Source organism: Streptomyces indicus (assembly GCF_900100315.1).
GTDB lineage: Bacteria > Actinomycetota > Actinomycetes > Streptomycetales > Streptomycetaceae > Streptomyces > Streptomyces indicus.
Genome location: NZ_FNFF01000003.1, coordinates 332076 through 354999, shown reverse-complemented (window position 1 = coordinate 354999; position 22924 = coordinate 332076). Strand labels below are relative to the sequence as shown.

Genomic DNA, 22924 nt, shown 5'->3' with positions numbered 1-22924 from the left:
CCTCTTCGTCGCTTCCGCGGGGCGGCGGCCGGGTTGCTTCGCGTGCGCTGCCAGGCTGCTTCGCGCGCGCCGCTGTCGGGTGCTTCCCGTGAGCTGGCGCCGAGCTGCTTCGCGCGTGCCGCCGTCGGGTGCTTCCCGTGAGCCGACGCCGGGGCTGCTCCGTCGGCGTCGCTCGCCGCGGGCGCCGCTACTGGGCGCCCGGCCGGACGAGACCGCTCTCGTACGCGTACACCGCGGCCTGCACCCGGTCCCTGAGGCCCAGCTTCGTCAGCACATGGCCGACGTGCGTCTTCACGGTGGTCTCGCTGACGAACAGATCGGCGGCGATCTCGGCGTTCGACAGACCGCGCGCCACCAGCTTCAGCACCTCGACCTCGCGCTCGGTCAGCGTGTTCAGCGTGTCCGGCACCGGCTCCTCGCCGGACGGCAGATGCCCGGCGTACTTGTCGAGCAGGCGCCGCGTGATGCTCGGCGCGAGCATCGCCTCGCCCGCCGCGACCACCCGGATCGCCTGGACCAGCTCGTGCGCGGGAGCGTCCTTGAGCAGGAAGCCGCTGGCGCCCGCCTTGAGCGCCTCCACCACGTACTCGTCGAGATCGAACGTGGTCAGCACGAGCACCTTCGCCGGGCCGTCCCGCTCGGGACCGGTGATCTGCCGCGTCGCCTCGACCCCGTCCATGCGGGGCATCCGGATGTCCATGAGGACCACGTCGGGCTGGAGCGCCCGCACCTGGTCGAGGGCCTGCAGACCGTCCCCGGCCTCGCCGACGACCGCGAGATCCTGCTCCGCCTCGAGGATCATCCGGAACCCGGTGCGCAGCAGCGGCTGGTCGTCGACCAGCAGGACGCGGATGGTCACGGCATGTCTCCTTCGCTCGGCGCGGTCCGGCCCTGTCGGCAAGGACTAGACCGGCCCCATTGTGCCCTGAGCGTCCCCCGCGGCACGCGGCGGCCTGATGCCCGGCGCCTCGCCCGCCGCTGACGGCCGCGTGATCTGCAACGGGTACGGCGGGGGAGTGCCCCCGAACTCCGGGCAGACCGACTGGTGGTCGCACCAGCCGCACAGCTTGCTGGGCCGCGGCCGCCAGTCGCCGCTCTCTGTGGCCGCGCGGATCGCCTCCCACAGCGCGTGCAGCTTGCGCTCCACCCGCTCCAGATCGGCCATCACCGGGTCGTACGTCAGCACGTCACCGCTGCCCAGATAGACCAGCTGCAGCCGGCGCGGGATCACACCTTTCAGCCGCCACACCACGAGCGCGTAGAACTTCATCTGGAACAGCGCACCGTCCGCGTACTCCGCGCGCGGTGCCTTGCCCGTCTTGTAGTCGACGATCCGCACCTCGCCGGTGGGCGCCACGTCCACCCGGTCGATGATGCCGCGCAGCTTCAGGCCCGAGTCGAGGCTGGCCTCGACGAACAGCTCCCGCTCGGCCGGCTCCAGACGGGTCGGGTCCTCCAGCGTGAACCAGCGCTCCACGAGCGCCTCCGCCTCGGTCAGCCACCGGGCGAGCTGCTCACCGGCGCTCTGCTCGTCGGAGTCCTGGAACAGCTCGGCCAGCTCCGGCTTGCTCTCCTTGAGCCGGTCCCACTGCCCGGGGATCAGCGACTTGGCGCGCGGCGCCGTGCGCTCGGCCGCGGGGGCGTCGAACAGCCGCTCAAGGACGGCGTGCACCAAGGTGCCGCGGGTGGCCGCCGGGCTGGGCTTCTCGGGCAGCTTGTCGATGACCCGGAAGCGGTAGAGCAGCGGGCACTGCATGAAGTCGCTCGCGCGCGAGGGCGACAGGGACGCGGGAGGAGCCGCCGTCATCCCGCCGGCCGGACCGGCGACAGTCGCTGCGGGCTCGCCGGCCTCGGTGCTGTTGTCCATGGAGAAGACCCTACGGCCCGCGACTGACAACGGACGCATACCATCGACGGCAGACCGTACGGCACCGCATGATCGTGAGAGAGTGACGCACGCGCAACGCCCCGTCGACACACGGTCGTCGAGCCGGCGGAGCGCACGCGGAACGGCGGCACAGGGCACGCCGCACGCACGTGGGACGAGCACGCCGGGGACCGAAGGGGCGCACAGTGGACGAGAGCGGCACGAGCGGACTGCCGCGTACCGGCGGCGGTGACAGCGGCCCCGGGGAGACGGACGTCCACGAGACCCCGGCCCGCACGAGCCCCGAGGACAAGGAGCGCGCCGAGCAGCCGGTACGGGAGCAGCGCGCCGAGCAGCAGCCTGTACGGGAGGACCGCGCCGAGCAGCCCGCAAGGGAAGGGGCCGCGCGGCCCGCAGCGGATGTTTCGGAACGCGCCGAAGGACCCGCCGCCCGCCAGGACGCGGAACCGGCCGGGAAGACAGCGCCCCCGAGCTCACGACCCGGCACGGACTCCGGCACCGACACCGGATCCGGAGCCGATGCCGACGCGAAGCCGGCACCCGCCACCCCGGCCGAACCCACTCCCGCCGAACCCACACAGGCCGAACCGACCCCGGGCGCACCGACCCCCGACGACCCCCGCCCCGCCACCCCCACCCGGTCGACCGCCCCCGCGACGCCCTCCCGCTCCCTGGCCCACGACGGCAAGGCGCACGACAAGCCACAGGAGAACAAGTCACCCGGCGGCGGCTTTCTCATGGGCCGCATCTTCGGCGTCCCCATCTATGTGGCCCCGAGCTGGTTCCTCGTCGCCGCCCTGATCACCTGGGTGTTCGGCAACCAGCTCGACCGCGTCCTGCCCGAACTCGGCGGCGCCCGCTACCTGGTGTCCCTCTTCTTCGCCGTCGCCTTCTACGGCTCGGTGCTCGTCCACGAGCTCGCCCACACCGTGGCCGCGATCCGCTTCAAGCTCCCGGTGCGCAAGATCCAGCTGCAGTTCTTCGGCGGCGTATCGGAGATCGAGAAGGAGTCCGAGACCCCGGGCCGCGAGTTCGTGCTCGCCTTCGTCGGCCCCCTGCTCTCGCTGGTACTCGCCGCCGTCTTCTACGCGGGCATGCAGGCCGTCGAGCCCGGCACCGTCCCCGGCGTCCTCCTCGCCGGCCTGATGATCTCCAACCTGATCGTCGCCGCCTTCAACCTGCTCCCCGGCCTTCCGCTGGACGGCGGCCGGATGCTGCGCGCCGTCGTCTGGAAGATCACCGGCAAGCCGATGAGCGGCACCGTCGCCGCCGCCTGGGTCGGCCGCGCGCTGGCCGTGTCCGTCCTGATCGGTCTGCCGCTGCTCACCCAGTCCGGCGCGCTCGGCACCGACGCCACGGACGCCGTCGGCGTGGACACGGTCATGGACGCCCTGCTCGCCGCGATCCTGGCGGCGATCATCTGGACCGGCGCCGGCAACAGCCTGCGCATGGCCCGGCTGCGCGAGCGCCTGCCCGAACTGCGGGCCCGCACCCTCACCCGCCGCGCCGTCCCCGTCGAGTCCGCAACCCCGCTCTCGGAGGCGCTGCGCCGCGCCAACGACGCGGGCGCCCGCGCCCTCGTCGTGGTCGACGGACAGGGCGACCCGATCGCGGTCGTACGGGAGGCGGCGATCGTCGGCGTCCCCGAGCACCGCCGCCCCTGGGTCGCCGTCAGCGGCCTCGCCCAGGACCTCACCGAGGGCATGAAGGTCTCCGCCGAGCTCTCCGGCGAGGAATTGCTCGACACCCTGCGGGCCACCCCGGCCACCGAGTACCTCGTCGTCGAGGACACCGGACAGATCTACGGCGTCCTGTCCACCTCCGACGTGGAGCGGGCCTTCGTGAAGGCCATGGACCGTTCCGGCTGACCACCACCCGGCGCCCGACCGCTCCGGCCGGCCCCGCCCGGGCGCCCGCGGGCGTGGCGAGCGGCCCTCTCCACGGCCGGTAGGCTGTTCACATGTCCGAACCGACCGGTGCCGCCCGCCGACGCGGGCCCTTCAAGGTCGGGGACCAGGTACAGCTGACCGACCCCAAGGGCCGCCACTACACGTTCACGCTCGAAGAGGGAAAGAACTTCCACACCCACAAGGGTTCCTTCCCGCACGACGAGCTGATCGGCGCTCCCGAGGGCAGCGTTGTCCGCACGACGGGCAACGTGGCCTACCTCGCGCTGCGCCCCCTGCTCCCCGACTATGTCCTGTCCATGCCCCGCGGCGCCGCCGTGGTCTACCCGAAGGACGCGGGCCAGATCCTCGCCTTCGCCGACATCTTCCCCGGCGCACGCGTCGTGGAGGCCGGTGTCGGATCGGGCTCGCTCAGCAGCTTCCTGCTGCGGGCCATCGGCGACCAGGGCATGCTGCACAGCTACGAACGCCGCGAGGACTTCGCCGAGATCGCCAAGGCGAACGTGGAGCGCTACTTCGGCGGTGAGCACCCCGCCTGGCAGCTCACCGTCGGCGACCTCCAGGACAACCTGTCCGACACCGACGTCGACCGCGTCATCCTGGACATGCTCGCCCCCTGGGAGTGCCTGGACGTCGTCAAGAAGGCGCTCGTCCCCGGCGGCATCCTGTGCTGCTACGTGGCCACCACGACGCAGCTGGCCCGTACCGTCGAGTCCATCCGCGAGATCGGCTGCTTCAACGAGCCGACCTCCTGGGAGACGATGATCCGCAACTGGCACGTGGAGGGCCTCGCGGTCCGCCCCGACCACCGGATGATCGGCCACACCGGCTTCCTGCTCACCGCCCGCCGCCTCGCGGACGGCGTCGAGCCGCCCATGCGCCGCCGCCGCCCCGCCAAGGGCGCCTACGGCGAGGACTACGACGGCCCCAACGCCGACGGCGGCTCCCGCGGCCGCTGACCCGTACGACGTCGACGCAAGTCTTCGTCAGCCTTCGTGAGGCTTCAACGCACCGGCGCCGCCGCCGAGTTCCCGGGACACACCCGGAACTCGGCGGCGGCGCCGTCGTATTGGGCGTCCGCCCGATTGCGGCGCCGACCGGGGCGAGGCATTGACCGAGCCTTTACGCGCCGACACGCACCCCGCCGTTCCGCGCCCTTGTGAGGTGTGACACCATGCCGGACACCCCCACCGGCACAGCCCTCACAGGAGACACTCCTAGTGCAGCACTCCGTCGTTCCGGAGCTCGCCCACACCCGTAGCAACCCCATGCACTGGCTCGCCACCGCCGCGGCCCTCGCCGCCGTCGTCGCCGCCTCCGCCTTCGTGCAGCCCGACGACGCCACCGCCGCCCAGGCGGGACCGCCGGCCGTGACCGCACAGGCCGCCCCCGACCCGGCCGCCGCCCGGATCCCGATGAACTGCCCGGGCGAGGGCCCGCAGATCCTCCAGCACGCCTCCGGCGACCTCGACAAGGACGGCAGACCCGAGACCGTCGCCGTGGCCCGCTGCGCCGCCGGCTCCGGCACCCCGCCGAGCGGTGTCTACGTGATCACCCAGCCCGCCGCCGGCAAACCCCGCGTGGTCGCCACCCTGGTCGACCCGAAGGACCGGCTCAGCGTCACCGACTTCGCCGTCACCAACGGCGTCGTGACGGCCACCCTGCTCGGCTACTCGTCACCGTCCGTGCCGCGCTGCTGCCCGGACGAGACCGAGAAGGCCAAGTGGCACTGGCAGGACAGCACCTTCGTACGCTCCGAACAGAGCGCCGCGGTCGGCGTCTGACCTCGTACAGGACAGGGCAGAAACCGGGGTAAACCCGGACCTACCGCGAGCACCCCGCAAAACGTCCGAAAACAAGGGCCCGCATCCGCCGAACCACGGCGGATGCGGGCCCTTTCGTCACGCTCAGAACCCTTGCGACTACTCCGCGTCCGGTCCGTACACCTCGACCTTGTCCGAAATGCGACGTACATGGATGCAGTCGCCCGGACACTCCTTGGCCGAGTCGACGACATCGCGGAGGAGCGGAAGCGGCACGCGCGTGGTGGCGCCGGGCTCCTGCAGGAGCTCGTCCTCGCCGTCCTTCACATACGCGAGGCCGTCGATGTCGAGTTCGAAGACCTCGGGCGCATACTGCGCGCAGATGCCGTCGCCGGTGCAGAGGTCCTGGTCGATCCAGACCTCGAGCTCCTCTCCGCCGTCGGTGGAGGGGGCCTCGTGCGTCACGGTCATGTCTCCTGCTCTTTCCTTCGCCGCTCCTGTCGAGCCGCCCAACACAGTGCAAGTCAGGCCAGGCCTGACGGGTGTTGAACGTTTCGACGATACAACCGCTCGCTTTTCGATGTTGTTCCGTGGGTATTCACCTGGCGCGAGGGAGAACGCAAGAGTGAAGATCAGACACACCCCGGACGTCTTTGTGATCTAGGGGTTTCAATCACTACCTGCCCAGGTAGGGTCAGGAAGCGTCCAGCTCCCCCTGGAGGAGGTGAGGACCGTGGCAGCCCACGACGACGACATGAACCGCGGCATCCGCCCGGCTCGAGGGTCCGATGACCCTGCCGGTCAGATTGCCTATCTCGAGCAGGAGATCGCCGTCCTGCGCCGCAAGCTCGCCGACTCTCCGCGTCATACGAGGATTCTCGAAGAGCGGATCGTCGAGCTGCAGACCAGCCTGGCCGGAGTCTCCGCGCAGAACGAACGGCTCGCGAACACCCTCCGCGAGGCCCGCGACCAGATCGTGGCCCTCAAGGAGGAGGTCGACCGGCTCGCACAGCCGCCGGCAGGCTTCGGTGTCTTCCTCAGCGCCAACGAGGACGGCACCGCGGACATCTTCACCGGCGGCCGCAAGCTGCGGGTGAACGTGAGCCCGAGTGTGGATCTCGACGATCTGCAGCGCGGCCAGGAGCTGATGCTCAACGAAGCGCTCAACGTGGTCGAGGCCATGGAGTTCGAGCGCGTAGGCGACATCGTCACGCTCAAGGAGATCCTCGAGGACGGCGAGCGCGCCCTGGTCGTCGGACACACCGACGAAGAGCGCGTGGTCCGCCTCGCCGAGCCCCTGCTCGACGTGGTGATCCGCCCCGGCGACGCCCTGCTCATGGAACCCCGCTCCGGCTACGTCTACGAAGTCGTGCCCAAGAGCGAGGTCGAGGAACTCGTCCTCGAAGAGGTCCCGGACATCGGCTACGAGCAGATCGGCGGTCTGGGCAACCAGATCGAGATGATCCGCGACGCGGTCGAGCTCCCGTACCTCTACCCGGACCTGTTCCGCGAGCACGAACTGCGCCCGCCCAAGGGCGTCCTGCTCTACGGCCCGCCCGGCTGCGGAAAGACCCTCATCGCCAAGGCAGTCGCCAACTCCCTTGCGAAGAAGGTCGCCGAAGTCACCGGACAGGCCCAGGGCAAGTCCTTCTTCCTGAACATCAAGGGTCCCGAGCTCCTCAACAAGTACGTCGGTGAGACCGAGCGGCAGATCCGCCTCGTCTTCCAGCGTGCCCGTGAGAAGGCCAGCGAGGGCACCCCCGTCATCGTCTTCTTCGACGAGATGGAATCGCTGTTCAGGACCCGCGGATCCGGCGTCAGCTCGGACGTGGAGAACACCATCGTCCCGCAGCTCCTCGCCGAGATCGACGGTGTGGAAGGCCTGGAGAACGTGGTCGTCATCGGCGCCTCCAACCGCGAGGACATGATCGACCCCGCCATCCTCCGCCCCGGCCGCCTCGACGTGAAGATCAAGATCGAGCGCCCCGACGCCGAAGCCGCCAAGGACATCTTCGGCAAGTACCTCACCGAGCGCCTTCCGCTGCACACCGACGACCTCGGCGAGCACGGCGGCGACAAGGGCGCCACGGTCCACGGCATGATCCAGACCGCCGTCGAGCAGATGTACGCCGAATCCGAGGAGAACCGCTTCCTCGAAGTCACGTACGCCAACGGCGACAAGGAAGTCCTCTACTTCAAGGACTTCAACTCCGGCGCCATGATCGAGAACATCGTCGGCCGCGCCAAGAAGATGGCCATCAAGGACTTCCTCGACAAGAACCAGAAGGGCCTCCGCGTCTCCCACCTCCTCCAGGCCTGCGTGGACGAGTTCAAGGAGAACGAGGACCTGCCCAACACCACCAACCCCGACGACTGGGCCCGCATCTCCGGCAAGAAGGGCGAGCGGATCGTCTACATCCGTACGCTCGTCACCGGAAAGCAGGGCGCGGACACCGGCCGTTCCATCGACACGGTGGCCAACACCGGTCAGTACCTGTAAAAAACAGGGCGGCTGCGGGTGCCCAGAACTGGGTACCCGCAGCCGACTGTTTTCCGGACCACACCAAGTCACCAGCGCAGCACAGGCAATGACGCAATTGATCTCCCCACCAGCGCAAAGCCGTTCTAGGCTCTTCGGTACCGCCGGGTCGCGCAGTGCGGGGACGGGCACCGCACACGCACCGGAAGACAAGCGGTACTTGAGCGCCGTTCCCACAGGGGAGCGCCGCCGGGCAAGGAGGGCCGCATGACCGTACGGCGAGTAATGGGCATCGAGACCGAGTACGGGATCTCCGTGCCCGGACACCCCAACGCCAATGCCATGCTCACCTCGTCCCAGATCGTCAACGCCTACGCGGCGGCGATGCACCGGGCGCGACGCGCCCGCTGGGACTTCGAGGAGGAGAACCCGCTGCGCGACGCGCGAGGCTTCGACCTCGCCCGGGAAGCCGCCGACTCCAGCCAGCTGACCGACGAGGACATCGGCCTCGCCAACGTCATTCTCACCAACGGCGCACGCCTGTACGTCGACCACGCACACCCCGAATACAGCTCGCCCGAAGTCACCAACCCCCGCGACGCCGTCCTCTGGGACAAGGCCGGCGAACGCATCATGGCCGAGGCCGCCGAACGGGCCGCGAACCTCCCCGGCGCCCAGCCCATCCACCTCTACAAGAACAACACCGACAACAAAGGCGCCTCCTACGGCACGCACGAGAACTACCTGATGAAGCGGGAGACCCCCTTCTCGGACATCGTGCGCCACCTCACGCCCTTCTTCGTCTCCCGCCAGGTCGTCACCGGCGCGGGACGCGTCGGCATCGGCCAGGACGGCCACGAACACGGCTTCCAGATCAGCCAGCGCGCCGACTACTTCGAGGTCGAGGTCGGCCTCGAGACCACCCTCAAGCGGCCCATCATCAACACCCGCGACGAGCCGCACTCCGACGCCGAGAAGTACCGCCGGCTGCACGTCATCATCGGCGACGCCAACCTCTCCGAGATCTCGACGTACCTCAAGCTCGGCACCACGGCCCTCGTCCTCTCCATGATCGAGGACAACTTCATCGCCGTGGACCTCGCCGTCGACCAGCCCGTCCGCACCCTCCACCAGGTCTCCCACGACCCCACCCTCAAGCGCCTGGTCACGCTGCGCAGCGGCCGTACACTCACCGCAGTACAGCTGCAGATGGAGTACTACGAGCTCGCCCGCAAATACGTCGAGGAGCGCTTCGGCGCCGACGCGGACGACCAGACCAAGGACGTCCTCAGCCGCTGGGAGGACACCCTCAACCGGCTCGAGAACGACCCGATGAGCCTCTCCGGCGAGCTCGACTGGGTCGCCAAGCGCGAACTCATGGAGGGCTACCGGCGCCGTGACAGCCTCGACTGGGACGCGGCACGCCTGCACCTCGTCGACCTCCAGTACGCCGACGTACGGCCCGAGAAGGGCCTCTACAACCGGCTCGTGGCCCGCGGCAAGATGAAGCGCCTCCTGGACGAGACGGACGTCGAGCGAGCCGAGACCAAGCCCCCGGAGGACACCCGCGCCTACTTCCGCGGCCGCTGCCTGGAGCAGTACGCCGACGACGTCGCCGCGGCCTCCTGGGACTCCGTCATCTTCGACCTGCCCGGCCGCGACTCCCTGCAGCGCGTCCCAACCCTGGAACCGCTACGCGGAACGCGTAATCACGTCAAAGAGCTCCTGGACAGGTGCAGGACGGCAGAAGACCTGGTGCGCGTCCTTTCCGGCGGCTGAACACGCGTCCGGTGGGAATCACTGGGGTAGGTCCCGCACGTTGATGTAACTGCGGGGCCGATGTCGGACCCACGACGTAGGGTCTGATCAAGAACGGCGAACGTCGACACCGAGCGGGGTGAGGGACATGGCGACCAAGGACACCGGCGGCGGACAGCAGAAGGCCACGCGTTCCACGGAGGAGACCGAAGAGCAGGTCCAGGACGCACAGGGCTCCGAGGACCTGGCGGAGCGCCAGGAGAAGCTGAGCGAGGATGTCGACTCGGTTCTCGACGAAATCGACGATGTGCTCGAGGAGAACGCCGAGGACTTCGTGCGGTCCTTCGTGCAAAAGGGAGGCCAGTAGACCCCAGGGTCTTCGAATCGAAGGCCCCTCGGGCTTACTGGTGGACCCACGGCGAGGAGCAGGCGCGCGGCACGAGAGGCTCGTCCGCGTGCCTGCTTCACACCCGGAGGATCTTCCGCGCAGGGATCTCTGGCCGGTTCGGAAGCGACCCGCCGCGCATGTGGATCATCGCCCTGAGGCGGGTAGGGTCCGAGGCGTACTCTGCTTCAACTGCAATTCGGCCATCGGCAAGTTGGGGGATGATCCCGACGCATCGAGTCGGGCCATCGCATATCTGGGAGGAAACTCGTGGAAGCCAATCCTCGTAGCACCGGGCGTCTACCAGCTGCCTTCCTGACGCCCGGGTCCTCGTCCTTCATGGACTTCCTGGGGGAGCACTCGCCCGAGATGCTGCCCGGCAACCGCAATCTGCCGCCGGTGCAGGGCGCGTTCGAGGCGCCGCACGGGACGACGATCGTGGCGGTCACGTTCCCCGGCGGCGTGGTGCTCGCCGGTGACCGGCGGGCCACGATGGGCAACATGATCGCGTCGCGCGACATGGAGAAGGTGTTCCCGGCGGACGAGTACTCGGCCGTCGGTATCGCCGGCACCGCGGGTCTCGCCGTGGAGATGGTGAAGCTGTTCCAGCTGGAGCTGGAGCACTTCGAGAAGGTCGAGGGCGCGCAGCTCTCCCTGGAGGGCAAGGCCAACCGGCTGTCCACGATGATCCGTTCGAACCTCGGCATGGCGATGCAGGGCCTCGCCGTCGTGCCGCTGTTCGCGGGCTTCGACCTGGACCGCGAGCGTGGCCGGATCTTCTCGTACGACGTGACCGGTGGCCGGACCGAGGAGCAGGGCTTCGCGGCCACGGGCTCGGGTTCGATCTTCGCCCGGGGCGCGCTGAAGAAGCTGTTCCACGAGCAGTTGAGCGAGCAGGAGGCCACGACGCTGGTCGTCCAGGCGCTGTACGACGCCGCGGACGACGACTCGGCGACGGGTGGTCCGGATGTGGCCCGCCGGATCTTCCCGATCGTCACGGTGATCACCGATGAGGGTTTCCGGAGGCTCTCCGAGGAGGAGTCCTCGGCGATCGCCCGCTCCGTGGTGGAGCGCCGCCTGGAGCAGCCCGACGGCCCGCGGGCCGCGCTGCTGTAGAGATCGGGTGGACCGGAATGCACTTGTCACTGACAGAAAGGGACGGATAGCCGGTGTCGACGCCGTTCTATGTCTCACCTCAGCAGGCCATGGCCGACCGGGCGGAGTACGCCCGTAAGGGCATCGCTCGTGGACGCAGCCTTGTGGTGATGCAGTACGCCGACGGGATTGTGTTCGTCGGAGAGAATCCGTCCCGCGCGCTGCACAAGTTCAGCGAGATCTATGACCGGATCGGTTTTGCCGCGGCCGGTAAGTACAACGAATACGAGAACTTGCGTATCGGCGGCGTCCGTTATGCGGATCTGCGCGGATACACCTATGACCGTGATGATGTGACGGCGCGCGGGCTCGCGAATGTGTATGCCCAGACGCTGGGCACGATTTTCTCGAGCGCCGCGGAGAAGCCGTACGAGGTGGAGCTGGTCGTCGCCGAGGTGGGCCATGAGCCCGAGGGTGACCAGATCTACCGGCTGCCGCATGACGGTTCGATCGTGGACGAGCACGGCTCGGTCGCGGTGGGCGGCAATGCGGAGCAGATCAGCACGTTCCTGGATCAGCGGCACCAGGACGGGATGTCGCTGGCGGAGGCGCTGAAGCTGGCGGTGCAGGCGTTGTCGCGTGAGGCCAACGGGAGCGAGCGGGAGATCCCCGCGGAGCGCCTGGAGGTGGCGGTCCTTGACCGTACGCGGCCGCAGCAGCGGAAGTTCAAGCGCATTGTCGGGCGGCAGTTGAAGCGACTGCTCGAGGCGGACGGTGCGGCGGCCACGCCGACCGACGCTCCTTCGGACGAGGAGGAAGGCGAGTCCTGAGCTCGTCGTTCCATACGGAGTGCGCCCCCGTCACCGGGTTCCGGTGGCGGGGGCGCTTCTTTGCCGGGCGGGCGCGCTCAGGAGGCCGGTGGCGCGGTGGAGTCGCGGACGACCAGTTCGACGGGGAGTGCGTCGTTCTGGGGTTCCTTGCCTTCGAGGACGTGCAGGAGGGCCTGCATGCCACGTTCGCCGACCAGTTCGGCGGGGAGCCGGATCGTGGTGAGTTCCGGGTCGACGGCGGTGGACAGGGCGAGGTCGTCGAAGCCGGCTACGGAGATGTCGTGCGGGATGCGGAGCCCTTGGCGGCGTACGGCCTTGCAGGCGCCGGCGGCGATGATGTCGTCGTCGCAGATGACGGCGGTGGGGCGGGGGCCGGGGGTGGTGAGGGCGGCTTCGGCGGCGGCCCGTGCGCCGTGCACGGACAGGGGGGCGTGTGCGGTGCGCAGGGTGGCGTCGGGTGCCTCGCTCAGGGTGCGGGCGATGGCCTCGGCCCGTACGGAGAAGGTCCAGGAGTCGACGGCGGCGGCCAGGTGCAGGAAGCGGCGGTGGCCGAGGCCGAGGAGATGTGCGGTCATCCGGCGCATGCCGTCGGCGAGGTCGACGTTGACGTGCGCGGCGGCCGTGGTGTCGGCCGGGTCGCTGTCGAGCATGACGAGCGGCAGGTCGGCGCCGCGGATGTCGGTGAGCGCGCCGGCGGCCATGGACGAGGCGATGACGCCGTCAAGGGCTGAACGGGCGGAGGCGAAGGGGTCCTTGGCGGGGCCGATGCCGTCGGGGGAGGGGTAGAGGACCACGCCGAAGTCGTGGGCGGCGGCGATGCGGGCGGCGCCGGTGTAGACGCGGGCGAAGAAGTCGTTGGTGAGGGCCGGGACGACGAGGAGCGCCGTGCGCGTGGAGCCGAGGCGGAGGTTGCGGGCGGCGAGGTTGGGGCGGTAGCCGAGGTCGCGGGCGGCGGCGCGGACGCGTTCGGCGGTGGTCTCGGAGACGCGGCCGCGCCATTTGTCGCCGAGGACGAGGGAGACGGCGGCCTGGGAGACCCCGGCGCTGCGGGCCACGTCCTTGCTCGTGGGCCGGGCCACGGCGGCTCCTCGCTTTGGTTCGTCGGGGTCCGTGCCGCCTCTTGGCTGGGCTGCGGGCTGGACCGGTGGGCTGGGCTCATGGTACGTATGAGCAGCGACGTTATACGTAAAACTTCACTGGAGCGAGCGAGAGGAGCCCGCCCATGGCCGCGGGATACGCGGAGCTGCTGCGGACTCGGCATGCGGCGCGGCTGCTCACCGGCACCCTCGTGGGGCGGCTGCCGAGCGCCACCGGGCACATCGCGATCGTGCTGTTCACGCGCGCCGAGGGTGGCAGCTACACGCTGGCCGGCGCGCTCGCCGCGGTGTACGGCCTGGCCACGGCCGTGGGCCAGCCGCTGCTCGGACGTGCCGTGGACCTCAAGGGTCAGCCGCGCGTGATGCTGCCCGCCGCGCTCGTCTCGGCGCTCGGCATGGCGGCCTTCGCGGCCGTGGGCATCGGCTCGCTGCCGCTCGCGTACGCGGCCGTCGCGGTCGCCGGTCTGTTCACGCCGCCGCTCGAAGGCGGGCTGCGCGCCCTGTGGCCCGGGGTGCTCAAGCGCGAGGACCGCGTGCACGCCGCGTACGCCATGGACGCGGTCGCGCAGGAAATCATGTTCACCGTCGGCCCGTTGCTGGTCACGCTGATCGTGTCGCTGTGGTCGGCGGCCGGTGCGCTGCTCGTCATCAACGTGATCGGGGTCGCCGGGGCCCTGTCCGTGGTGGTCTCCGAGCCTTCGCGTGCGTGGCGTTCGGCGCCGCGTGAGGCGCACTGGCTGGGCGCGCTGCGCTCGCCCGGACTGCTCGCGCTGCTCGGCTCGTTCTTCTTCGTCGGACTCGCGCTCGGCTCCATCACCGTGGCCGGCGTGGCGTACGCCGACGACCACGGGCAGGAGTCCGTGTACGGCTGGCTGATGGCCGCACTCGGACTCGGCGCGCTCCTGGGTGGCGCCGTGTACGGCGCGCGTCAGTGGACCGGCGCGCCGGAGCGACGGCTGCGGATCCTCGTCGGCCTGCTCGCGCTGGGCTACGTACCGCTGGCGTTCACGCCGTCTGTCGTGCCGATGTGCGTACTCGCCGCCGTCTCGGGCGTGTTCCTCGCCCCGTCACTCGCCTGCGCGTTCATCGTGGTCGACCGGCACGCGCCGCGTGGCACCGTCACCGAGGCGTTCTCGTGGCTGGTGACCACCTTCGGCGTAGGCGCCGCGGTCGGAACTGCCGTGGCGGGACCGGCGATCGAGGGCGGTTCGACGGCCTGGGGATTCGCGGTCGCGGGTCTCGGCGGATTCGCGGCCCTCGCCGTGCTGCTCGCGACGGTGAAGGTGCTCGCCGCTCCCGGACGTACCAGGAGTATCACCGGCTCGTCGGAAAGTGATCGAAAAGGGTCCGTCGAACCCGGTTTCAGCACGGAGCATCAGGCGTAATGTTCAGTCATGGACCGCCGAATTTTCGGGCTGGAGAACGAGTACGGCGTCACATGCACGTTCAGGGGACAGCGCCGTCTGTCGCCTGACGAAGTGGCGCGGTACCTCTTCCGCCGTGTCGTGTCATGGGGCCGCAGCAGCAATGTCTTTCTGCGCAACGGCGCCCGCCTCTATCTCGATGTCGGATCACATCCGGAGTACGCCACTCCCGAATGTGACAACGTGACCGAGCTGGTCACCCACGACAAAGCGGGCGAGCGCATTCTCGAGGGCCTCCTCGTCGACGCCGAACGACGCCTGCACGAGGAAGGGATCGCGGGCGACGTCTACCTGTTCAAGAACAACACCGACTCGGCGGGAAACTCGTACGGCTGCCACGAGAACTACCTGGTGGCGCGGCACGGCGAGTTCTCCAGGCTCGCGGACATCCTGATCCCGTTCCTGGTGACCCGTCAGCTCCTGTGCGGGGCCGGCAAGGTGCTGCAGACCCCGCGCGGCGCCGTGTACTGCGTGAGCCAGCGCGCCGAGCACATCTGGGAGGGCGTCTCGTCGGCGACGACGCGCTCCCGGCCGATCATCAACACGCGCGACGAACCGCACGCGGACGCGGAGCGCTACCGCCGTCTGCACGTGATCGTCGGCGACTCCAACATGTCCGAGACGACCATGCTGCTCAAGGTCGGCGCCACCGACCTGGTCCTTCGCATGATCGAGGCGGGCACGGTGATGCGGGATCTGACCCTGGAGAACCCGATCCGGGCCATCCGCGAGGTCAGCCACGACATCACGGGCCGGCGCAAGGTGCGCCTCGCCTCCGGGCGCGAGGCCTCGGCGCTCGAAGTGCAGCGCGAGTACTACGAGAAGGCCGTGGACTTCGTCGACCGGCGCGGCATCCGCACCGGCACGGTCGCCCAGGTCCTGGAGCTGTGGGGCCGCACCCTCGATGCGATCGAGGCCGAGGATCTCGACCGGATCGGCACGGAGATCGACTGGGTCATGAAGTACAAGCTCATCGAGCGCTACCGCGCCAAGCACAACATGACCATGTCGCACCCCCGGGTCGCGCAGATAGACCTCGCCTACCACGACATCCACCGTCGGCGCGGGCTCTACTACCTGCTGGAGAAGAAGGGCCAAGCAGCCCGGATCTGCAACGACTTGAAGATCTTCGAGGGCAAATCCGTGCCCCCGCAGACCACCCGCGCGAGGCTCCGCGGCGACTTCATCCGCCGTGCGCAGGAGCAGCGCCGGGACTTCACGGTGGACTGGGTGCACCTGAAGCTCAACGACCAGGCGCAGCGCACCGTGCTGTGCAAGGACCCCTTCCGGTCGGTGGACGACCGGGTGGAGAAGCTCATCGCCGGCATGTGAGGCGCCCGAGCAATCCGGCCTGCGGGCCCGCACCGAACTACGGGTGCGGGCCCGCAGGCATGCCGGACGAGGATGCCGCCGCAGGCATGCCGTACATGGACGGCGCGCGGCTTGGCCGTAAGGTGGCGGGCACCGAACCACTCCTGCGACCCCAGAGGACCACTGTGCGACGCCGACTTCCCGGCCTTGTGCTCGTACCGCTGCTGCTGCTCTCCACGGCGGCCTGCGGTGACGAGAAGGCTTCCGACTCCGACTCCTCCTCGTCCACCGTGGCCAAGGGCGGCCTGCCCGAGATCACCGCCGGAGCGAAGTTCGGCGAGAAGCCCACCCTGGCCAAGGGCGAGGGCAAGCCGCCGAAGGACCTCAAGGTCGAGGTGATCAGCGAGGGCAAGGGCGACCCGCTGAAGGACGGCGACAGCGCGAAGGTGAACTACCTGGGGCAACTGTGGGACGGCGACAAGCCGTTCGACAACAGCTTCGACCGCGGCCAGCCCTTCGACGTCACGATCGGCGGCGGTGGTGTGATCGAGGGCTGGCAGCAGGCCCTCAAGGGCCAGAAGCAGGGCAGCCGCCTCGAGGTGTCGATCCCGCCGGAGCTCGGCTACGGCGACCAGGGCCAGGGCGACATCCCGCCCGGCGCCACCCTCGTCTTCGTCATGGACGTCGTGAAGGCCACGTCCATCCCGAAGAAGATCGAGGGCGGCAAGGTCGTCGACCAGACGGACGCGAGCCTGCCGAAGATCGGCACCGAGACCGACGGCAAGGAGCCCGAGGTCACGATCCCGAGCGACAAGGACGCGCCCACGAAGCTCGTTTCGAACTACGTGATCGAGGGCGACGGCGACGCGCTGAAGGCCAGCGACACTGTCGCGGTCTCGTACGTGGGCAAGCTCTGGAAGGACGGCAAGACCTTCGACTCCAGCTACAAGAACGGCCAGCCGGTCACCTTCCCGCTGAACCAGGTGATCCCGGGCTGGTCGAAGGGCCTGGAGGGCAAGAAGGTCGGCAGCCGCGTGCTGCTCGTCGTGCCGCCGGACCAGGGCTACGGCGACCAGGCCCAGGGCCCCATCCCCGCCAAGTCGACGCTCGTCTTCGCGGTGGACATCCTGGCGAAGATGTGAGCCCCGGAGATGTAAGACTGTCCCGGTTGCCCATTCGTAGAACTGCAGGAGCAATTACGTGAGCATCGACAAGCCCGAGGTCGACTTCCCCGGCGGCGAGCCCCCGAAGGACCTTGAGATCAAGGACATCTGGGAGGGCGACGGCCCGGAGGCCAAGGCCGGCGACATGGTGCAGGTCCACTACGTGGGCGTGGCCTTCTCCACCGGCGAGGAGTTCGACTCCAGCTGGAACCGTGGCACCCCGCTGCGCTTCCAGCTCGGTGTCGGCCAGGTCATCCAGGGCTGGGACAAGGGCGTCCAGGGCATGAAGGTCGGCGGCCGCCGCCAGCTGATCATCCCCGCGCACCTCGCCTACGGCGACCGCGGTGCCGGCAGCGCGATCGCCCCCGGCGAGACGCTGATCTTCGTCTGCGACCTCGTCGCGGTCTGATCCGGAGATCCGTTCGCGGTGTGACCCGGCGATCTCCACGAGGCCGGATCAAGCCGCACGAACCGCCCGCGATCCGATCCGGTCCGGTTCGAACATTTGAGGGCCCTTGCCTGCGGGCAGGGGCCCTCGGCTTTTGCCCCGACACCCCGGGGCGGTACGGTCGAGCTTCGTAGCAGCAGTCCAGGAGGGGTGGAGAGGGCGTCGATGGCGATTGCCAAGGCGGAGCGGCTGATGAATCTGGCGCTGTGTCTGCTCGGGACCCGGCGGCCGCTGAGCAAGCGCGAGCTGCGCGGCTCCATCGAGGCCTACCTCGAAGCCAACTCGGACGACAGCTTCAACCGGATGTTCGAGCGCGACAAGGACGACCTGCGCGAACTCGGCCTGGTCATCGAGACCGTGGAGAACCTCGACGGCGAGGTCGGCTACCTCGCCCGCCGCGACTCCAACCGCCTGCCGCCCGTGACCCTCGACGCCGAGGAGGCCGCCGCCCTGGGCCTGGCCGCCAAGGTCTGGCAGCAGGCCCGGCTCGCCGGCGCGGCCAGCGGCGCCCTGCAGAAGCTGCGCGCGGCCGGCATGCCCGAGGACGTCGACCCGTACGAGGCACACGGCGCGCTCGAACCCCGTATCCCCGTGCATGAAAGCGCCTTCGAACCACTCATGCTCGCCTGCCGCGACCGCAGGCCCGTCGTCTTCGACTACCGCAAGGCCACCGCCGCCCGGCCCGAGACCCGGCATGTCGAGCCGTGGGCCCTGGAGTGCTGGCGCGGCCACTGGTACCTGGCCGGCTGGGACCGTGACCGCGGCGCCGAGCGGGTCTTCCGGCTCTCGCGGATCACCGGCAAGGTGCGCTCGCGCGCCGGCAAGTTCACGGCCGAGATCCCCGACGTCGTCACCGTCCGCGAGACCGTCGCCGGCTGGGCCGGGGAGATCACCGACCGGACCGCGTTGATCAAGCTGCGCACCGACGCCGGCTACCCGCTGCGGCTCAAGTCCCATCGCGTACGGGAACTCGGCGACGGCTGGGACGAGTTGGAGATCCCGTACGGGCACGGGCTCGACGCCTGGCTGGTGGAGTTCGGCCCGGACGTGGTCGTGCTCGAGCCCGCGGAGCTGCGGGCGGACGTCGTGGACCGGCTGCGCGCCGTGGCCAAGGGCTGAGGGGGAGCGGAACAACACATGGCTGCCAATGCCATCGACCAGACCCGGCGCATGCTGTCCCTGGTGACGTATCTGAAGGAGCGCCCCGGCGCGCGCGTGGCGGATGTCGCCCGTGCCTTCGGCGTCAGCGAGGCCGAGCTGATCTCCGACCTCGACGTGCTGCCGCTGTGCGGGACCAGCTTCCGCGGCGGCGACCTGCTCGACATCGACACCGACGGCGAGCGGATCTGGTGGCACAACCCGGACGACGTGGCCGAGCCGCTGCGCCTGGCCGCCGACGAGGCCACCGCCCTGCTCGTCGCCGCCCGCGCCGTCGCCACCCTGCCCGGTCTTCGCGAGGGCGACCGGCAGGCGCTGCTCCGTGCCACGTCCAAGCTGGAGGCCGCGGCCGGCGAGACCGCCGCGGCCGGCGACCGGCTGTCGGTCACCTTCGAGTCCGAGGGCGGCGTGTTCGCCGAGGTGGACCGCGCCATCTCCGAGCGCCGCCGGCTGTGGCTGCGTTACTACTCGCCGGCCCGCGACGAGCTCACCGAGCGCGAGGTCGACCCGATCCGCCTGTTCGCGCTCGGCCACACCTACATGGAGGCCTGGTGCTACCGCTCGGAGGCGCGGCGCACCTTCCGCCTCGACCGGGTCGCCGAGATCCGCATCCTCGACGAGGTCGCCTCGCCGCCCGAGCTGGAGCTGCGTGACCTGTCGGAGGGGCTCGTCCAGCCCTCGGCCGACGACCCCGAGGTGGTCGTCGAGGTCGGGCCCGGCGGCCGCTGGGTCGCCGAGTACTACCCGCACGACAGCGCCGAGGAACTGCCCGAGGGCGGCCTGCGCATCACGCTGCGCACCCCGGATCCGGCCTCCCTGAAGCGGCTCGCGCTGCGGCTCGGCCGCGACGGGCACATCGTCTCGCCCGCGGACCTCGCCGACAGCGCGCGCAAGGCGGCGCAGGCGGCGCTCGAGGCGTACGAGCAGGACTGAGAGCGCGGGACAGGAACCGAGGCGTACGGGCAGGACCGGGAGGAGCTGTGACGGTGCGGACACGGGATGCGTCGGGTGAGGCGGGTGGCCCAGGCGAGGCCGGCGGTCTCGCGGGGCCGTGGAGTGCGGGGACGGTGGGGCGCTGGTACGCGCCCGACTCCTCGTCCGACTCCTCGCCCAACTCAGAGATTCTGTCCGGTAATTCCGGAATGTCGGAATTTGGTCGTACGGTGGCGGGGGACCCGGCCGTCTTCCGCGCCGGATGCCCGGACTGCCGCTCCCGTTTCGTCCTGGCCGCGGCCGCCCTGCGGTTGGTGATGGGCGCCAGCCACCGCACCACCTTCTACTCCTTCACCTGCCCCGACTGCGGATCGGCCGTGCGCAAGCCGGCGGGGGAGCGGATCGTCGAACTCCTCACCGGCGGCGGGGTGCGCACACTGCGCCTGCACTCCACGGCCCGCAGCGTCTAGGCTTGCGCGCATGCTCTGGCCCATGATCGCGATCGCCCTCGGTTTCCTCGGGCTCGTGGTGCTCGCCTTCTTCGCCGTACGGGTCTTCGTCGAGGTCCGCCGCCTCGGTGCCCAAGTCGCCGAGACCTCAAGGAAGATCACCGACGCCTCGAACGACCTGGAGCGCGCGGCCGTGGACATGGCCCGCACTGGGCGCGACGTCCTGTGACGTGACCGCTCGACGCCCTGTGATGTGACCGCTCCACGTCCGCCGACCTGAGCTCGCGATGTCCTCCGGCGCGACCTGCGGGCCTTGCCCGTTAATTGCCCGGCGCGGTCTCCAACTTGCCTGACCGGACGGGTACGCTGCTTGAGCAGTGGCCCGGCAAGGAGGCGTCGGGTCAGCAACCGGGAGTACGCACAGGCATTGCCTCAGGTTCACTCCCGGGGGTTACGATCGCTGTCAGCGCGGTGATCGGATGTCTTGTCCGGTGCGCCGGGCAACACGTTCCCTGTCGCCTCGGTGAAGAAGGTAAACAGCTATGAACCTCGGGGCCACCGAGATCATCCTCATCCTCGTCGTCGTGCTTCTGCTGTTCGGTGCCAAGCGTCTTCCCGACATGGCGCGTTCGCTCGGCAAGTCCGCCCGCATCCTCAAGAGCGAGGCGAAGGCCATGAAGACGGACGACGCGAAGGACGGCACGACGTCCCCGGCGCAGCCCGCTCCCGAGCAGCAGGCGCCGCGTACGATCCAGGCCGCCCCCGGCGACGTGACCAGCTCGCGCCCGGTGACCGAGCCGACGGACACGACGCAGCGCTGACCGCAGAGCAGGTCACGTCCGACCTGCCGTACGAGATAGGGACGTGGGTTGCTCAAGTCTGCCCCCAAGCAGGAGCGGGATCCCGAGGGGCGCATGCCCCTCGTGGAGCACCTGCGTGAGCTGCGCAACCGCCTGACCAAGGGTGTCATCGCCATTGTCGTGGTCACGATCGTGGCGGCGTTCTTCAGCAAGGAGCTGATGGACTTCCTGGTCGAGCCGGTGCCCACCTGCAAGACCGGACTCGGCGAGAGCACCGGCGGCGACTGCGCGGTGGTCTCCTTCAACACCTTGATGTCGCCCTTCTCCGTGACGATCAAGGTCAGCCTCATGGCCGGCGTCATCGGCGCGAGCCCGGTGTGGCTCTACCAGCTGTGGGCGTTCGTCGCGCCGGGCCTGCACCAGCACGAGAAGAAGTACACCTACGCGTTCGTGTCCGCCGCGGTGCCGCTCTTCATCGGCGGCGCCTACCTCGCGTACGTGATCCTGCCGGTCAGCATGAAGGTTCTGCTCGGCTTCACGCCGGACGGCGCGTCCAACCTGCTCACGCTGGACGACGTGCTCGACTTCACGACGCGCATGCTGCTGATCTTCGGCCTCGCGTTCGAGCTGCCCCTGCTGCTGATCATGCTCAACATGACCGGTGTGGTGACCGGCAAGCGGATGGTCACCTGGTGGCGCGGCGTCATCATGGGCGTCTTCGTGTTCGGTGCGATCGCCACACCGACCACCGACCCCGTGGGCATGCTGGCCCTCTCCGGGCCGATCGTGGTCCTCTACTTCATGGCCGTCGGGTTCTCGCTGCTCAACGACAAGAGGCGGGCTCGTAAGGACCCGGATGCGGCGCTCGGTGACGACGAGGCCTCCGACCTCGATCTCACCCCGGAGGACATCGGGGAGATCGAGACCGTGTCCGCCAGCAAGGCCCTGCCCGAGCAGGCGACCGGAGACGGCGACCGGCGTCTGAACGGTTACGACGACGTCACCTGACCTGGTTACGACGTCACCCGACCTGGTTACGAGGACGTCACCCGACCTTGTAAGGTCCGGGCCGTGACCAGCGAGATCACCCTCTTCGTCAATCCCACCGCAGGCCGCGGCCGGGGCGCCCACGCGGCGCAGCCGGCCGCGCGCGCGTTCCGGGACGCCGGTTTCTCCGTCCGTACGGTCGTGGGCGAGGACGCCGACGACGCCCTGCGGCGGGCCCGCGAAGCTGTGGACGGCGGGACAGGTGCGCTGGTCGCCGTCGGCGGCGACGGCATGATCAACCTTGCGCTGCAGGCCGTGGCCGGGACGCGTACCCCGCTCGGGATCGTCGCCGTGGGCACCGGGAACGACTTCGCGCGCGCCCTCGGCCTGCCGATACGCGAGCCCGAGGCCGCCGGACGGCTGGCCGCCGAGGCGCTGAAGGCCGCGACGACGCGGGCCGTGGACCTCGGCCGGATCGGCGACCGCCTCTTCGGCACCGTCCTGGCCTGCGGCTTCGACTCGCGGGTCAACGACCGCGGAAACCGCATGCGTTGGCCCGCAGGCCGCTTCAAGTACGACCTCGCGATGGTGGCCGAGCTGGCCGCCTTCAAGCCCTTCCCGTTCCGGATTCGTCTGGACGACGGGCCGGTCCAGGAGGTCGGCGCCACCCTGATCGCCGTCGGCAACGGAACCTCGTACGGCGGCGGCATGCGCATCACCCCCGGCGCCCTGGTCGACGACGGGCTCTTCGACATCACCGTCGTCGGCGACTGCTCGCGGGCCACGCTCCTGAAGGTGTTCCCGCGGGTCTACAAGGGGACGCATGTCGACCACCCCAAGGTGACCGTGTACCGCGCCGCGAAGATCACCGTCGAGGCGGCCGGGATCACCGGGTACGCGGACGGTGAGCCGCTGGGGCCCCTGCCGCTGACGGCCGAGTGCGTGCCGCAGGCCGTGCGGATTCTTGCCCGGTAGCGGTGGCGCCTTCGTCAAGCATCGTTGCCGGGTCAACAAAGATCGCGACCGCTGTCAGTGCCTGCGGGTAGGCT

General features: G+C 69.7%; 23 protein-coding genes and 1 pseudogene. 20 read left to right on the top strand and 4 right to left on the bottom strand.

Annotation, left to right across the window (positions count from 1 at the left end):
- Positions 1-187 precede the first annotated feature (187 nt).
- Both BLT97_RS11135 and BLT97_RS11130 read right to left on the bottom strand, forming a co-directional pair.
- Positions 188-859, bottom strand: a complete 672-nt coding sequence (locus tag BLT97_RS11135; protein ID WP_093608700.1) for a response regulator — start codon at positions 857-859, stop codon at positions 188-190.
- 45 nt (positions 860-904) lie between these two features.
- Positions 905-1867, bottom strand: a complete 963-nt coding sequence (locus BLT97_RS11130; protein WP_093608698.1) for a RecB family exonuclease — start codon at positions 1865-1867, stop codon at positions 905-907.
- A 206-nt stretch (positions 1868-2073) separates the two neighbouring features.
- Between BLT97_RS11130 and BLT97_RS11125 the strand changes: the two genes are divergently transcribed.
- The 3 genes from BLT97_RS11125 to BLT97_RS11115 all read left to right on the top strand — a co-directional run bounded on the left by BLT97_RS11125 (position 2074) and on the right by BLT97_RS11115 (position 5579).
- Positions 2074-3756 (top strand): site-2 protease family protein, encoded by a 1683-nt coding sequence (locus tag BLT97_RS11125; RefSeq protein WP_093608696.1) that lies wholly within the window; start codon positions 2074-2076, stop codon positions 3754-3756.
- 92 nt (positions 3757-3848) lie between these two features.
- Complete coding sequence (locus BLT97_RS11120; protein WP_093608694.1) at positions 3849-4754, top strand: tRNA (adenine-N1)-methyltransferase; 906 nt, start codon at positions 3849-3851, stop codon at positions 4752-4754.
- Between the two features lie 261 nt (positions 4755-5015).
- Positions 5016-5579 carry a hypothetical protein gene (locus tag BLT97_RS11115; RefSeq protein WP_093608692.1) on the top strand — a complete coding sequence of 188 codons (564 nt, stop codon included), beginning with the start codon at positions 5016-5018 and terminating at the stop codon, positions 5577-5579.
- Between the two features lie 138 nt (positions 5580-5717).
- Here the strand turns inward: BLT97_RS11115 and BLT97_RS11110 are convergent, their stop codons facing one another.
- The gene (locus BLT97_RS11110) at positions 5718-6029 is read right to left on the bottom strand and encodes a ferredoxin (RefSeq protein ID WP_093608690.1); all 312 of its coding nucleotides are present in this window, start codon (positions 6027-6029) and stop codon (positions 5718-5720) included.
- A 262-nt stretch (positions 6030-6291) separates the two neighbouring features.
- Here BLT97_RS11110 and arc point away from each other — a divergent pair, with 262 nt between their 5' ends.
- The 6 genes and pseudogenes from arc to prcA all read left to right on the top strand — a co-directional run bounded on the left by arc (position 6292) and on the right by prcA (position 12105).
- Complete coding sequence (arc, locus tag BLT97_RS11100; protein WP_093608688.1) at positions 6292-8058, top strand: proteasome ATPase; 1767 nt, start codon at positions 6292-6294, stop codon at positions 8056-8058.
- Positions 8059-8304: 246 nt separating this feature from the next.
- On the top strand, positions 8305-9816 hold the full coding sequence (dop, locus tag BLT97_RS11095; protein ID WP_342742718.1) for a depupylase/deamidase Dop: 1512 nt from the start codon (positions 8305-8307) through the stop codon (positions 9814-9816).
- A 127-nt stretch (positions 9817-9943) separates the two neighbouring features.
- Positions 9944-10162, top strand: a complete 219-nt coding sequence (locus BLT97_RS11090; protein ID WP_093608684.1) for a ubiquitin-like protein Pup — start codon at positions 9944-9946, stop codon at positions 10160-10162.
- A gap of 142 nt (positions 10163-10304) precedes the next feature.
- Positions 10305-10499, top strand: a pseudogene (locus BLT97_RS38450) (endonuclease domain-containing protein); the annotation flags it as partial.
- The gene (gene prcB, locus BLT97_RS11080) at positions 10451-11296 is read left to right on the top strand and encodes a proteasome subunit beta (RefSeq protein WP_093608682.1); all 846 of its coding nucleotides are present in this window, start codon (positions 10451-10453) and stop codon (positions 11294-11296) included. The pseudogene BLT97_RS38450 and the gene prcB, both read left to right, overlap by 49 nt.
- Positions 11297-11349: 53 nt before the next feature.
- Positions 11350-12105 carry a proteasome subunit alpha gene (gene prcA / locus BLT97_RS11075; protein ID WP_093608680.1) on the top strand — a complete coding sequence of 252 codons (756 nt, stop codon included), beginning with the start codon at positions 11350-11352 and terminating at the stop codon, positions 12103-12105.
- Between the two features lie 77 nt (positions 12106-12182).
- On the opposite strand, the gene BLT97_RS11070 is transcribed toward prcA, so the two are convergent.
- Positions 12183-13184, bottom strand: coding sequence for a LacI family DNA-binding transcriptional regulator (locus BLT97_RS11070; RefSeq protein WP_093608678.1), 1002 nt, complete (start codon positions 13182-13184; stop codon positions 12183-12185).
- Positions 13185-13327: 143 nt separating this feature from the next.
- On the opposite strand from BLT97_RS11070, the gene BLT97_RS11065 reads away from it, so the two are divergent.
- From BLT97_RS11065 to BLT97_RS11015, 11 genes are all read left to right on the top strand, one after another.
- On the top strand, positions 13328-14587 hold the full coding sequence (locus BLT97_RS11065; RefSeq protein ID WP_093608676.1) for an MFS transporter: 1260 nt from the start codon (positions 13328-13330) through the stop codon (positions 14585-14587).
- 9 nt (positions 14588-14596) lie between these two features.
- Positions 14597-15958, top strand: coding sequence for a Pup--protein ligase (gene pafA / locus BLT97_RS11060; RefSeq protein WP_093608674.1), 1362 nt, complete (start codon positions 14597-14599; stop codon positions 15956-15958).
- Between the two features lie 164 nt (positions 15959-16122).
- Positions 16123-17079 (top strand): FKBP-type peptidyl-prolyl cis-trans isomerase, encoded by a 957-nt coding sequence (locus BLT97_RS11055; protein ID WP_245769250.1) that lies wholly within the window; start codon positions 16123-16125, stop codon positions 17077-17079.
- A gap of 58 nt (positions 17080-17137) precedes the next feature.
- Positions 17138-17509, top strand: a complete 372-nt coding sequence (locus tag BLT97_RS11050) for an FKBP-type peptidyl-prolyl cis-trans isomerase (RefSeq protein ID WP_093608672.1) — start codon at positions 17138-17140, stop codon at positions 17507-17509.
- A gap of 204 nt (positions 17510-17713) precedes the next feature.
- Positions 17714-18667: a helix-turn-helix transcriptional regulator gene (locus BLT97_RS11045; protein WP_093608670.1), complete on the top strand. Its 954-nt coding sequence runs from the start codon at positions 17714-17716 to the stop codon at positions 18665-18667.
- A gap of 18 nt (positions 18668-18685) precedes the next feature.
- Positions 18686-19639 (top strand): helix-turn-helix transcriptional regulator, encoded by a 954-nt coding sequence (locus BLT97_RS11040; RefSeq protein WP_093608668.1) that lies wholly within the window; start codon positions 18686-18688, stop codon positions 19637-19639.
- Positions 19640-19848: 209 nt separating this feature from the next.
- Positions 19849-20109, top strand: coding sequence for a hypothetical protein (locus BLT97_RS11035; RefSeq protein WP_093608666.1), 261 nt, complete (start codon positions 19849-19851; stop codon positions 20107-20109).
- Positions 20110-20119: 10 nt separating this feature from the next.
- On the top strand, positions 20120-20317 hold the full coding sequence (locus BLT97_RS11030; RefSeq protein ID WP_093608664.1) for a hypothetical protein: 198 nt from the start codon (positions 20120-20122) through the stop codon (positions 20315-20317).
- A 313-nt stretch (positions 20318-20630) separates the two neighbouring features.
- Positions 20631-20909, top strand: coding sequence for a Sec-independent protein translocase subunit TatA (gene tatA / locus BLT97_RS11025; protein WP_093608662.1), 279 nt, complete (start codon positions 20631-20633; stop codon positions 20907-20909).
- Positions 20910-21002: 93 nt separating this feature from the next.
- Positions 21003-21896 carry a twin-arginine translocase subunit TatC gene (gene tatC / locus BLT97_RS11020; protein ID WP_093608660.1) on the top strand — a complete coding sequence of 298 codons (894 nt, stop codon included), beginning with the start codon at positions 21003-21005 and terminating at the stop codon, positions 21894-21896.
- 63 nt (positions 21897-21959) lie between these two features.
- Entirely contained in the window at positions 21960-22850 is an 891-nt protein-coding gene (locus BLT97_RS11015) for a diacylglycerol kinase (RefSeq protein ID WP_093608658.1), read from the top strand.
- Positions 22851-22924: the final 74 nt, after the last annotated feature.

Coding starts and splice junctions, on each gene's coding strand:
- dop (WP_342742718.1), top strand. CDS start 8,305: ATGACCGTACGGCGAGTAATGGGCATCGAGACCGAGTACGGGATCTCC.
- BLT97_RS11045 (WP_093608670.1), top strand. CDS start 17,714: ATGGCGATTGCCAAGGCGGAGCGGCTGATGAATCTGGCGCTGTGTCTG.
- BLT97_RS11030 (WP_093608664.1), top strand. CDS start 20,120: ATGCTCTGGCCCATGATCGCGATCGCCCTCGGTTTCCTCGGGCTCGTG.
- BLT97_RS11040 (WP_093608668.1), top strand. CDS start 18,686: ATGGCTGCCAATGCCATCGACCAGACCCGGCGCATGCTGTCCCTGGTG.
- BLT97_RS11130 (WP_093608698.1), bottom strand. CDS start 1,867: ATGGACAACAGCACCGAGGCCGGCGAGCCCGCAGCGACTGTCGCCGGT.
- BLT97_RS11065 (WP_093608676.1), top strand. CDS start 13,328: ATGGCCGCGGGATACGCGGAGCTGCTGCGGACTCGGCATGCGGCGCGG.
- BLT97_RS11090 (WP_093608684.1), top strand. CDS start 9,944: ATGGCGACCAAGGACACCGGCGGCGGACAGCAGAAGGCCACGCGTTCC.
- BLT97_RS11035 (WP_093608666.1), top strand. CDS start 19,849: ATGTCGGAATTTGGTCGTACGGTGGCGGGGGACCCGGCCGTCTTCCGC.
- BLT97_RS11120 (WP_093608694.1), top strand. CDS start 3,849: ATGTCCGAACCGACCGGTGCCGCCCGCCGACGCGGGCCCTTCAAGGTC.
- BLT97_RS11110 (WP_093608690.1), bottom strand. CDS start 6,029: ATGACCGTGACGCACGAGGCCCCCTCCACCGACGGCGGAGAGGAGCTC.
- tatC (WP_093608660.1), top strand. CDS start 21,003: ATGCCCCTCGTGGAGCACCTGCGTGAGCTGCGCAACCGCCTGACCAAG.
- pafA (WP_093608674.1), top strand. CDS start 14,597: ATGGACCGCCGAATTTTCGGGCTGGAGAACGAGTACGGCGTCACATGC.
- tatA (WP_093608662.1), top strand. CDS start 20,631: ATGAACCTCGGGGCCACCGAGATCATCCTCATCCTCGTCGTCGTGCTT.